This window comes from Vibrio sp. THAF190c (assembly GCF_009363355.1).
GTDB classification, from domain to species: Bacteria; Pseudomonadota; Gammaproteobacteria; order Enterobacterales; family Vibrionaceae; genus Vibrio; species Vibrio fortis_A.
In genome coordinates this window covers 741937-754112 of record NZ_CP045338.1, presented here as the reverse complement: position 1 = coordinate 754112, position 12176 = coordinate 741937, and the positions used below count along the sequence as shown (strand labels likewise).

General features: G+C 46.4%; 9 protein-coding genes. 3 read left to right on the top strand and 6 right to left on the bottom strand.

What is annotated here, in order from left to right; genetic code table 11:
* Window positions 1–41: 41 nt before the first annotated feature.
* Window positions 42–578, bottom strand: a complete 537-nt coding sequence (locus FIV04_RS03335) for a DUF3332 domain-containing protein (RefSeq protein WP_032551394.1) — start codon at window positions 576–578, stop codon at window positions 42–44.
* Between the two features lie 280 nt (window positions 579–858).
* On the bottom strand, window positions 859–4770 hold the full coding sequence (purL, locus tag FIV04_RS03330; protein WP_152468261.1) for a phosphoribosylformylglycinamidine synthase: 3912 nt from the start codon (window positions 4768–4770) through the stop codon (window positions 859–861).
* 308 nt (window positions 4771–5078) lie between these two features.
* On the opposite strand from purL, the gene mltF reads away from it, so the two are divergent.
* Window positions 5079–6677: a membrane-bound lytic murein transglycosylase MltF gene (mltF, locus tag FIV04_RS03325; protein WP_152468260.1), complete on the top strand. Its 1599-nt coding sequence runs from the start codon at window positions 5079–5081 to the stop codon at window positions 6675–6677.
* 70 nt (window positions 6678–6747) lie between these two features.
* Here mltF and FIV04_RS03320 read toward each other — a convergent pair whose 3' ends face one another.
* Complete coding sequence (locus tag FIV04_RS03320) at window positions 6748–7179, bottom strand: MarR family winged helix-turn-helix transcriptional regulator (RefSeq protein ID WP_152469521.1); 432 nt, start codon at window positions 7177–7179, stop codon at window positions 6748–6750.
* A gap of 138 nt (window positions 7180–7317) precedes the next feature.
* Here FIV04_RS03320 and FIV04_RS03315 point away from each other — a divergent pair, with 138 nt between their 5' ends.
* Window positions 7318–7740 (top strand): organic hydroperoxide resistance protein, encoded by a 423-nt coding sequence (locus FIV04_RS03315; protein ID WP_032551389.1) that lies wholly within the window; start codon window positions 7318–7320, stop codon window positions 7738–7740.
* A gap of 346 nt (window positions 7741–8086) precedes the next feature.
* Entirely contained in the window at window positions 8087–8212 is a 126-nt protein-coding gene (locus tag FIV04_RS27310) for a hypothetical protein (protein ID WP_261903694.1), read from the top strand.
* Window positions 8213–8348: 136 nt separating this feature from the next.
* Here FIV04_RS27310 and tadA read toward each other — a convergent pair whose 3' ends face one another.
* The 3 genes from tadA to FIV04_RS03300 form a co-directional block, all read right to left on the bottom strand.
* Window positions 8349–8921 (bottom strand): tRNA adenosine(34) deaminase TadA, encoded by a 573-nt coding sequence (gene tadA / locus FIV04_RS03310; RefSeq protein WP_050487422.1) that lies wholly within the window; start codon window positions 8919–8921, stop codon window positions 8349–8351.
* A gap of 35 nt (window positions 8922–8956) precedes the next feature.
* Window positions 8957–10237: a hemolysin family protein gene (locus tag FIV04_RS03305; protein WP_152468259.1), complete on the bottom strand. Its 1281-nt coding sequence runs from the start codon at window positions 10235–10237 to the stop codon at window positions 8957–8959.
* A gap of 186 nt (window positions 10238–10423) precedes the next feature.
* Window positions 10424–11986 carry an AbgT family transporter gene (locus FIV04_RS03300; protein WP_150871211.1) on the bottom strand — a complete coding sequence of 521 codons (1563 nt, stop codon included), beginning with the start codon at window positions 11984–11986 and terminating at the stop codon, window positions 10424–10426.
* Window positions 11987–12176: the final 190 nt, after the last annotated feature.

The following is a 12176-nucleotide window of genomic DNA, read 5'->3' as shown; positions in this document are numbered from 1 at the left end:
ACTCCAGCGGCTTTTCTTTTATTTGTAGAAAATGGACAACGTTACACTTTCTCAGCAGCTAACTGTTCTAGAGCTTGAATCGAGGTTTCAGAGACCAATGCGCCATCAAGGTAATAGCTGACATTATCGCCATCACGTACGCCCATCAGCACCGCCTTTTCACCATCGTTGTAAGTGATATCCATACGAATAGTGTTCTCATCAATTTGCTGCATTTCACCGAACTGAATCTGACGTTGATAAGTGATTGGAGCGACAGGCGCCTCTTTGAGAGAGTCATCCAGGCTGTCGTTCACATCAATCATGGTGTCAACTTTACTATCAAATATATGTGGTGCACCTGTTAGTGGGTTTTTACCTGTCCAAAACTCTAATGAGTTAAACACGATGTAGTCCGCTGCGGTTGTTAACGCATATACAGGTGCCAGTAAGAAGTTGACCCCAGCACGCGCATAACGGTTATCCACGACTTCCACGTTAAACTTCATCAATTTTCCGGTAACGGCGTTACTGCCGACACACCCAGCCAAAGACATAACAACGGCGGCCACTGCAACTGCTTTTGTGATTGTTTTCATAGTTCCCTCTTGTGCCATAGTGATTGGTTCAGACTCGTTATCTCTAGCGACGAACTACTGACATGCCTCAAGGTGAGATACAGGCCTAACAATTTGATTCCACAACTTTTAGCCTAGTGCAGTTTTTTAGAACAGCAAACCGCAAAGAAAAACTTTTTACTCAGCTTGGGAAAATTTAAATAAAAAAAGCGCAGGTCTTTCGACCTGCGCTTTGAACTTTTCCCGATGAACTTAGCTGGTGTGCAATACACAACCAAGATGTGTATTAAACTAAGGCAGATTAACCTAAGTTCTTACGTGCGTTTTGGAACATACGCATCCAAGCGCCGTTCTCGCCCCAACCTTCAGGAGACCATGAGTTCGCTACTGTGCGGAACACACGCTCTGGGTGCGGCATCATGATAGTTACGCGGCCATCTTGAGTCGTTAGACCTGTGATTGCGTTTGGAGAGCCGTTCGGGTTGTTCGGGTATTGCTGAGTCGCGTTACCGTGGTTATCCACGTAACGAACTGCAACTGTGCCTGATGCTTCAATCGCTGCTAGGTGGTCAGCATCACGCACTTCTACGCGGCCTTCACCGTGAGACACTGCGATTGGCATACGAGAGCCTGCCATGCCGTCGAAGAATACAGAGTCAGATTTCTGAACTTCTACTAGGCTAAAACGAGCTTCAAAACGCTCAGATTCGTTACGAACGAAGCGTGGCCACAGATCGGCACCTGGGATTAGTTCTTTCAGATTCGATAGCATCTGACAGCCGTTACATACACCTAGGGAGAAGGTATCTTCACGCTGGAAGAAACCTTCAAACTGGCTACGAGCTTGCTCATTGAACAGGATAGACTTCGCCCAACCTTCACCCGCACCTAATACGTCACCGTAAGAGAAACCACCACAAGCCACTAGACCGTTGTACTCTTCTAGTACCGCTTGACCGGTTAGAATATCACTCATGTGGATATCCGTTGCTTCAAAGCCGGCACGGTCAAATGCTGCTGCCATCTCAACGTGAGAGTTAACGCCCTGCTCACGTAGGATTGCCATCTTAGGCTTAGCACCTTTCGCGATGAATGGCGCTGCGATGTCTTCGTTCACATCAAAGCTTAGCTTAACGTTTAGACCTGGGTCTGAGTTATCTTTCTTCGCTTCGTGTTCTTGGTCAGCACATGCTGGGTTGTCACGTAGACCTTGCATCTTATGCGTTGTCTCAGCCCAGATAGTACGTAGTTCAGTACGGTTACGCTCAAGAACTACAGTGTCACCAGAAGTAATCACTAGCTCATCAGACGCTTCTACAGAGCCAATTACGTGTGAACATGCTTCAAGGCCGTTTGCAGCTAGCGTAGAGAGTACAGCGTCTAGGTCATCGTTCTTAACTTGAAGTACCGCACCTAACTCTTCGTTGAATAGTGCCGCTATTGCATCTTCGCCCTTCTCTTCTGAATAAAGGTCAGCAATGTCCGCTTTAACACCACAGTGACCTGCGAATGCCATCTCAGCAAGAGTAACGAATAGACCACCATCGCCCTTATCGTGGTAAGCGACTACTTGGTCGTTTGCTACTAGAGTTTGAACACCCTCGTAGAAACCTTTTAGCTGTGCTGCGTTGTCTACGTCTGCTGGCTTATCACCAAGCTGCTTGTAAACCTGTGCTAGAGCTGTCGCGCCTAGACGGTTTTGACCGTTACCTAGGTCGATAAGAACCAGTGACGTGTCACCCTTGTCAGTACGAAGCTGTGGAGTGATTGTCTTGCGTACATCTTCAACACGAGCAAACGCCGTGATGATTAGAGACAGCGGAGACGTTACTTCTTTCTGCTCGCCGTTCTCTTCCCACTTAGTCTTCATCGACATTGAGTCTTTACCAACTGGGATAGTCAGACCAAGCGCTGGACATAGCTCTTCACCTACCGCTTTTACCGCTTCGTAAAGACCTGCATCTTCACCTGGGTGACCTGCTGGAGACATCCAGTTCGCAGACAGTTTAATGTGTTTGATATCACCGATGTTAGTCGCTGCGATGTTAGTGATTGCTTCACCCACCGCTAGACGAGCTGAAGCACCGAAGTCTAGTAGAGCAACTGGTGTACGCTCACCCATCGACATCGCTTCACCGTGGTAAGTGTCGTAGCTTGCAGCTGTTACTGCACAGTTTGCTACTGGCACCTGCCAAGGGCCAACCATTTGGTCACGAGCAACAAGGCCTGTCACCGTGCGGTCACCGATCGTGATAAGGAATGTTTTTTCTGCAACCGTTGGAAGACGTAGAACGCGATCTGCTGCTTCGTTTAGCTCAATACCATCACGGTTAACTGCAGGGTTGTTCGCTTTTAGCGTCTTCGCATCACGGTGCATCTTAGGCGTCTTACCAAGAAGTACATCCATTGGCATATCGATTGGCGTGTTATCGAAGTGTGAATCTTCAAGTTTAAGCTCGCGTTCTTCTGTTGCGATACCAACAACTGCGTATGGTGCGCGCTCACGCTTACAGATTGCATCGAATACTTCCATATTCTCTGGCGCAACTGCCATTACGTAGCGTTCTTGAGATTCGTTACACCAGATCTCAAGTGGGCTCATGCCTGGTTCATCATTTGGTACATCGCGCAGTTGGAAGATACCACCACGCTCGCCATCGTCTACAAGCTCAGGAAGTGCGTTAGAGATACCGCCCGCGCCCACATCGTGGATGAATGCAATTGGGTTCTCGTCGCCAAGCTGCCAACAACGGTCAATAACTTCCTGACAACGACGTTCCATCTCTGGGTTTTCACGCTGTACAGATGCAAAATCTAGGTCTTCTGCTGATTGACCCGATGCCATTGAAGATGCTGCACCGCCACCAAGGCCGATGTTCATCGCAGGACCACCAAGTACGATTAGGCTTGCACCTACTGGGATCTCTTTCTTCTGTACGTGCTCGTCACGGATGTTACCCATACCACCAGCAATCATGATTGGCTTGTGGTAACCACGAACTTCTTCACCTGCATGAGAGTTCACTTTTTCTTCGTAAGTACGGAAGTAACCCAGTAGGTTTGGACGACCGAATTCGTTGTTGAACGCCGCGCCACCAAGTGGGCCTTCTAGCATGATATCTAGTGCGTTAACGATGCGACCTGGCTTACCGAAGTCTGTTTCCCATGGCTGTTCAAAACCTGGAATACGTAGGTTAGATGTCGTGAAACCAACAAGACCAGCTTTTGGCTTACCACCAATACCTGTTGCGCCTTCGTCACGGATTTCACCACCAGAACCCGTAGAAGCGCCCGGCCAAGGAGAGATAGCAGTTGGGTGGTTGTGCGTTTCCACCTTCATTAGGATGTGCGCTTTCTCTTGGTTGTAACCGTACTGGCGAGTTTCTGGGTTCGGGAAGAAACGGCCTACATCAGAACCTACCATTACTGCTGCGTTATCTTTGTATGCAGACAGTACGTTTTCAGGCGTCGTTTCGAATGTGTTCTTGATCATCTTGAACAGAGACTTCTCTTGCTTCACGCCGTCGATAGTCCAGTCAGCATTGAAGATCTTGTGACGACAGTGCTCTGAGTTCGCCTGTGCAAACATCATTAGCTCGATGTCAGTTGGGTTGCGATCTAGCTTGTTTACGAACGCATCGTAAAGGTACTCAATTTCGTCATCAGCAAGAGCAAGACCAAGGGTTACGTTTGCAGTTACTAGTGCTTCTCGACCGCCATTTAGTAGGTCAACATCAGCCACTGGAGCTGGCTCAGCTACTTGGAAAAGCGCTGCTGCTGAATCAAAGTCTGTAAAGATAACTTCCATCATACGATCGTGCAGGATAGCTTTTAGCTCAACAAGTTGAAGCTCAGAAAGCTCTGCCGATGATTCGATGTAGTAAGCGGTACCGCGCTCAAGACGTGCGATCTTATCTAGACCACAGTTGTTTGCGATATCCGTTGATTTTGAAGACCAAGGCGAAATAGTGCCCGGGCGAGGAGTTGCTAGTAGAAGAAGACCTTCTGGTGCGTGCTCTTCAATTGTTGGACCGTAAGTCAGAAGTTTTTCTAGTTTCTCAACTTCTTGATCATTTAGGTCGGCAGTTAGATCTGCAAAGTGCGCAAATTCAGCGTAGATGCCTGTAACAGGTAGGCCAAGTTCACGACAAAGCTCTAAAAGCTTGTTAACACGAAATTCAGATAGAGCTGGGGAGCCACGAAAAATTCTCATGTGCTTAGGTCTCTTATGCAATTGATTAAGGTGATATTGGAATAAATTCAGTGGGTTTTAGGAGTAACCTAACTGTTTTTCTTCGAACCTATGCCGATTCCACCTCTCTGTTGCGGGCGCATTATATAGCAATTATTTTTGTGACGTAACCAAAAAAGCAACCGTTTGCGTCATTTTTTTCATGTTTCTTGGCAATTGTTACTTTTGCTGCATTTCTAGCCACTTTTACTTCCGTTTACCCAAAGTCACTTTGCCGGGAGTAAACGGTTTGATATAAAGGGAAGTCACTTTTTTGAGATTTCATTTTGATGCATACATTTACGCGCTTTTTTTCATCCAAACTTCTTCTCATCGCGATCGCCATTACTGGTTTAGCAGGTTGTCAAATTGAGTCGGAACCGAAAAGCGACTTGGAGCAGATCCGAGAGCGCGGCGTATTAAGAGTTGGAACACTCAATAACCAGCTCTCTTACTATATCGGCCCAGATGGCCCTGCGGGTTTGGATTATGAATTGGCTCGAGAGTTTGCAGAGCAGCTCGGCGTGCAACTAGAAATGAAACCAGCATACCGTTTGTCTGGCTTATTCCCTGCTTTGCAAAAAGGTGAAATCGACCTTATCGCAACAGGACTAACTCAGAACAATGAGCACACCCGCGGCTACCGTGCTGCACCAGCTTACTATTACGTAAGCCAACAAGTCGTGTACAAGAAAGGTCAATGGCGTCCGCGTAACCTAGAACAGCTGATTGAATTTGAGAACAAACGCCAAGCAGAGTTCATTGAACAACAAAACCAAGAGCAGAATGAAGAAAACAGTGAGCTAACAACCATCAACGACAGATTGGCTCCTGCTCTTGTTGTGATTGAAGAGTCTCACTTCGAACCAACTCTAAACCAACTTCAACAATCCAACCCTGACTTTATCTACGAGTCGGTTGGTAATGCAGATATAAACGATCTATTAAGACAGGTTTCTAAGGGTGAGCTGAGCTTTACCGTTGCAGACTCCATTGAGCTATCACTGGCACAACGCCTCTACCCTGACCTGGCACTTGCGTTCGAGTTAACGGAAGACCAACCTATCTCTTGGTACTTAAAGAAATCGGAAGATGAAAGCTTGTATGCGTTGCTGATTGAGTTCTTCGGTAATCTTAAACAGTCTGGTGAACTCGCAACTCTAGAAGAGAAATACATAGGTCACATTGGAAGCTTCGATTACGTAGACACTCGCGCCTTCATTCGAGCACTTGATAGCAAACTACCGAAATGGTCACCACTATTCCAAGAGTACTCGCAAGAGTTTGACTGGCGCTTGATTGCCGCATTGGCTTATCAAGAGTCTCACTGGAATCCTGTTGCGAAATCTCCGACAGGGGTGCGAGGCATGATGATGTTAACCCTACCGACCGCCAAGAGCGTGGGTGTGACAAATCGTTTGGACCCAAAACAGTCGGTTCAAGGTGGTGTGGAATATCTGCGTCGTATCGTTAACCGAATCCCTGACTCCATCAAGCAGCATGAGAAGATCTGGTTTGCTCTTGCTTCCTATAATGTTGGCTATGGGCATATGATGGATGCGCGTCGACTCACTAAAGCACAAGGTGGCGATCCGGACTCTTGGAGTGACGTAAAAGACAGACTGCCTCTACTAAGACAGAAGAAGTACTACAGCCAAACCCGCTACGGTTATGCTCGTGGTGACGAAGCCAAGAACTATGTAGAGAACATTCGTCGTTATTACCAAAGTATCATCGGCCACGTAAATAAACGTACCGAAGAGGAGCGTGAAGCAAGTATGGAAGACCTTATCGTGATTCCGCCGCTTGCGATTTCAGGAGCAGACTCAACCATCAGTGGTGCGGTCTCCGCAGCCGAAGCGAGCGACACAGTACCGAGCGAAGAATAGAACGCAGTTCACCATCAATGAAAAAGCCACACATAGGTGTGGCTTTTTGCTGTTTGTCTTGAAGATAATACTAACCGAGCTTCTCTAATACCTTTTCGCACAAAGTCTTCAAAGCCAACAATTCATCCAGCTCCAAGGTCAACTTGCACTTCATCGCATCAGGAACAGATCTCGCCTGAGTTTTTAGCTCTGCTCCACTCTCTGTCAATTTGAGCACTCGCACACGCTCATCGTGCTCACAACGGCTTCGCTCAACAAACCCTTTGCCTTCTAGCCTTTTCAAAAGTGGCGTCAAAGTACCCGAGTCTAAATGCAGTCGTGAGCCAATGTCTTTCACACTGGCACCATCTTGCTCCCAAAGCACCATCATCACCAAATATTGAGGGTAGGTTAAATCCAACGCATCCAATAACGGGCGATATGCTCGAACCATAGCATTCGCTGCACTATACAGAGGAAAGCACACCTGATTATCCAACAATAACTGATCATCATTACTCATATCGTTCTCTACTTCTGGTTTGATTGGCGCGAACACTAAAAATAAATTGCGCACAATATAGTTGCATTCACGGTTTATTTCGATATAAAATTGCAAGAAATTAAATTGTGCGCAACTTAAAATAAAAAGAGAATCGATATGACAACACTCTACACAACTCAAGCAACCGCTCTTGCTGGCCGTAATGGACAAGTGAAAACTGACGATGGTTTACTAGAGCTAGAACTGGCTTACCCAAAAGAGATGGGAGGCACTGGGCTAGCTACTAACCCGGAACAGCTATTTGCTGCAGGTTATTCAGCTTGTTTCTCAAACGCTATCCTGCACGTTGCTCGTGAAGCGAAAGTTACTCTAACCAAAGCACCAGTGACTGCAGAAGTTGGTATCGGTCCAAATCAGGCAGGTGGATTTGCGCTTACCGTAAGCCTTGCAGTCGAGCTAGACCTCCCACAAGAACAAGCTCTTGAGTTGACTCGAGTCGCTCATCAGGTTTGCCCATACTCAAACGCAGTCCGTGGCAACATCGATGTTGCAGTGACTGTAAACGGCGAAGCAATCTAAACTCTCTCCTAACTAAAAAACACCGGCTAATTGGCCGGTGTTTTTGTTTATGAAGGGAATGCCTATTATCTCACTTGGCGAAAAGCTAACCACTCTCTCAATTCAGTCTGCTATCACAATCACTCAACCCGATTTTGCTACTTGAAAAGCCTCTTTGATTGCCATACATATGAAGAATAACTAGGGCGTGTTGTCATTAATTTGCAACAGAACTGACCTATAAGGTGGGTGCCGTTGAAGTGGCGCTGCAAACTAACATACTCAAAGAGCTTGTATTGGGTATATTTAATCTTAACTCTGGCTGCTAAACACAGCTGATATTGATAGTGGGAGGCCGTTAAAAAAGATGAAACGTAAGTTACGCTCTAAACGCCTTTATAAAACCGTAGTGGCTAACCGCCGTAAGCGCATGCTAGCCAACAACAAGAAGAAGATCATCTGGCGAAACCGAGCTTTCGTACAGATGCTTTAAACTGAAAAAACATCATCAGCAAGCATCTAATTCAATCTCGAAATGTCACTCTGACACCTCAATTCGAACAGTATTGGATGTTTGCTAGAATCGAAAGCCGCTGATTATATCTACCTAAAAGTAACGCGCCGTTAAACTAGCTCCCTTCTTGAGCGTCTTTTGCTTGCGCTAACTTCTGTTGCTGCTTTTTCTCTTTAATCTCTTTACGACGCCTTTTGAAAAACGCCTGTAGTTGAGATCGACACTCCTCTTCCAACAAGCCGTGTTCTACGTCTGCATAATGGTAAGACGCTTGGCTATCGAACAGATTCAATACTGTACCAGCAGCCCCTGCTTTCAAGTCTGGTGCTCCAAAGACAATACGCTTCACTCGGCTATGAAGAAGAGCGCCTGCACACATAGGGCATGGCTCTAATGTTACATAGAGCGTGGTATCGAGAAGACGGTAGTTCTCTAATGTTTGACCCGCCTTACGCAGGGTTTCAATCTCAGCATGCGCGGTCGCATCATGGCTACCAATCGAACGGTTCCACCCTTCTGAGATAATTTCACCATCTTTTACCAATACTGCCCCAACAGGCACTTCACCTTCGAGCTCAGCTTGATGTGCTAACTCCATAGCGCGGCGCATAAAGGCTTCATCTTGCGATGTAAATTGATGGTCAGACAAAAGAAACTCCCAAAAACAAAAAAGGCATGCGCTGAGCATACCTTTATTTGAACATCATCGAAAATGGAAATGTACTATTCGGCTACTTCTTGCTCTAACGGTAAGGCCTTAACCTTCGTGATTCGGTTGTTCTCTACGGCGACAATTTCAAATGACCATTGTTGGCACTGCACCATTTCACCGACGTCTGGTAAGCGGCCCATGAGCCAAGTGATCATGCCGTTGAGTGTTTGAAAGCCCTCTTCCTCACCTTCTAGTTCAGAAAGGTCTAACCGATTCTTAAGCTCGCTGATCGGAATCAGACCATCCACCAGCATGCCCTGCTCTGTTTGCTCCGTCCAAAGGTCATTCGGATTACTAGACAATTCACCCGCAATCGCTTCAAGCACATCGTAATGGGTAACCAAGCCTTGAACATCACCATACTCATCGACGATAAACGCCATCTGCGTACCTGACTCTTTGAAGTAGCTCAACAAACGTAAGCCTTTCATCGACTCAGGAAGATAAACAGGCGGTTTGGATAACCCCATAATTACCTGCAGACTCAATTGATGACTGTTGTTCAATAACGCCTTTGCTGACACTGTGCCTAGCACCTTACTCATGCCTTCTTGGCACACAGGGAACACACTGTGTTTAGAGCTTTTGATCTTTTTCAGCAGCACCTCAATTGGCTGTTCGATATCAAGAAAGTCGACGTCGCGACGAGGTGTCATCAATGAGCTCACCAGTCGATCATCTAACTGCAGGATATTTCGGATCATCTCTTGCTCGCCACGCTCTATGACGCCCGTATCTGAGCCCTCTTTAACCAAAGCATAGATATCATCCTCAGTGACGCTATCTTCGCTACCATTGCGTCCCATAAGCTTCAATATCCCCTCTGTTGAGGTAGACAGAGCGAACACAAATGGCGTGGTGAGCTTAGAGAGCCAATGAATTGGCAGAGCAATCAATACCGCGATGGTTTCCGCTTGTGACTGCGCAAAACGCTTGGGTACGAGTTCGCCAATGACAATCGCAAAGTAAGTGATACCAACAACCACAACCGCAGTCGAGAGTATGTTTGCCTGACTTGCGTCCAGTCCCCACAACTCTAATTGCACAGCAAGTGGGGCTGATAGTGTGGCTTCACCGACAATACCGCTAAGCAAGCCAATAACCGTGATACCAATTTGGATTGTAGAAAGGAACCGCGTTGGGTTTTCTTTTAGGTCTAGAGCGACCTGTGCAGAACGATGCTTTTCAGCTAAACGCTTTAAGCGACTATTTTTTGCTGCTACCAATGCAATCTCTGACATGGCAAACAGACCATTTAAAACAATTAACCCTACCAGAAGCAGAATTTTCATGATGAATGGGATTTCCTAATTTGTACCGGCCACCAAATAGCCGTGATCTGGAGTATAAGCTGAGTACCTTGCTTTTTGATACAAAAAGTTTTGGATATAAAAAGATTGAAAAATAGAGCGAAAAAAGCCCACACTTTTCGGTGCGGGCTTAGGAATCAATAAAGCTTAATATCGCTTAGTTCAATCTTACATTGTGTAAGTGTATGGTGCTTGAATACCCAGTGGGATACCTAGTGCCCAGTAACCTAGTAGGAAGATTGACCAACCGATCAGCATTGCGATAGAGAACGGCATCATTAGAGAAGCCAATGTACCGATACCTGTCGACTTAACGTAGCGTTGACAGTAAACAACAACCAGTGGGAAGAACACCATTAGTGGAGAGATGATGTTAGATACTGAATCGCCCACACGGTAAGCCGCTTGAGATAGCTCTGGAGAGATACCAACCGCCATTAGCATTGGAACTAGGATTGGACCAATCAGAGCCCATTTAGCTGATGCAGAACCAACTAGAAGGTTAACGGCTGCAGTTAGAAGGATCATACCAACAACTGTCGCTTCACCCGGTAGGTCCATCGCTTTCAGGCCTTCAGCACCGTAAAGCGCTAGCATTGTACCGATGTTTGATTGACCAAATGCAGATAGGAACTGTGCACAGAAGAACGACATTACAATGTATGCGCCCATCGTTGCCATCGTGTCAGACATCGCTTTGATAACATCATTGCTGTTCTTAAACGTACCCGCAACGCGGCCGTAAACGATACCTGGGATGATGAACAGGATGAAGATCAATGGAACGATTGACTTCATTACTGGTGCAGAGAACGCCGTCAGCTCACCTTCAGGAGAACGAAGTGCAGAGTTTTCTGGGATAAGAGCCGCAACCAATAGTGCGATACCAGCAACCATTGCCCAACCCGCGTATTTGAATGCTTTAGATTCAATCGCAGTGAAGGTACCTAGATCCGGTGCTTCTTCAGCATCTTCATCAACTGGCGTGTTCGCAAGACGAGGTTCAATGATCTTCTCAGTTACGTACCAACCGATACCAACAATGATGATTGAAGATAGACCAGTAAAGAAGATGTTCGCTAGTGGGTTGATCACGTAGTCTGGGTCAAGAACGTTTGCCGCAGTTTGAGTGAAGCCAGCTAGTAGTGGGTCGATACCAGAAGGGATGAAGTTTGCAGAGAAACCACCCGATACACCAGCAAACGCTGCCGCAATACCCGCAAGAGGGTGACGACCCGCTGCGTGGAAAATGATACCACCTAGTGGGATAACCAGTACGTAACCTGCGTCAGCTGCTGTGTGAGAAACGATAGCAACTAGGATTAGCATTGGTGTTAGAAGTTTAGCTGGCGTGAAGTTCAGCATCTTCTTTAGGCCCGTAGTAATGAAGCCTGAAGAGTCAGCAACACCAACACCTAGCATAGCTACCAGTACGATACCTAGCGGTGCAAAGCCTGTGAATGTCGTTACCATGTTTGCTAGGAAACTCGCTAGAGCCTCACCAGTAAGTAGGTTGTTGACTTCTAGAGCATCACCCGTACGAGGGTTAATTAGATCGAATGAAACATTCGACAAAAGAGCAGATGATACCCATACGATAACTAGTGCCCAGAAGAACAGGATCGCAGGATCTGGGATCTTGTTACCGGCGCGTTCAATGAAGTTTAGAAAGCGATCCATACCACTGATTTTTTCAGGAGCAGGTGCTTTATTTACTGCTTGGTTACTCATGGTAACTCCATATGTGATGTTGTTTTATTTAGGCCTAATATAGTTGTTGACCAGGGCCTATTGGTACAGCACATATTCTATTAAAACCACCCCAAAAAAGCACAAGATTCCACCTAAAATTCCATAAATGGAGATATATTTTGCAAAAATACCATATAGCAGCAACAAGATAAAAACACAAAAAACACCA

Bases quoted from the DNA above. Each gene is read 5' to 3' on its own strand.
- FIV04_RS03335 (WP_032551394.1), bottom strand. From the start codon at position 578: ATGAAAACAATCACAAAAGCAGTTGCAGTGGCCGCCGTTGTTATGTCT.
- purL (WP_152468261.1), bottom strand. From the start codon at position 4,770: ATGAGAATTTTTCGTGGCTCCCCAGCTCTATCTGAATTTCGTGTTAAC.
- mltF (WP_152468260.1), top strand. From the start codon at position 5,079: ATGCATACATTTACGCGCTTTTTTTCATCCAAACTTCTTCTCATCGCG.
- FIV04_RS03320 (WP_152469521.1), bottom strand. From the start codon at position 7,179: ATGAGTAATGATGATCAGTTATTGTTGGATAATCAGGTGTGCTTTCCT.
- FIV04_RS03315 (WP_032551389.1), top strand. From the start codon at position 7,318: ATGACAACACTCTACACAACTCAAGCAACCGCTCTTGCTGGCCGTAAT.
- FIV04_RS27310 (WP_261903694.1), top strand. From the start codon at position 8,087: ATGAAACGTAAGTTACGCTCTAAACGCCTTTATAAAACCGTAGTGGCT.
- tadA (WP_050487422.1), bottom strand. From the start codon at position 8,921: ATGCTCAGCGCATGCCTTTTTTGTTTTTGGGAGTTTCTTTTGTCTGAC.
- FIV04_RS03305 (WP_152468259.1), bottom strand. From the start codon at position 10,237: ATGAAAATTCTGCTTCTGGTAGGGTTAATTGTTTTAAATGGTCTGTTT.
- FIV04_RS03300 (WP_150871211.1), bottom strand. From the start codon at position 11,986: ATGAGTAACCAAGCAGTAAATAAAGCACCTGCTCCTGAAAAAATCAGT.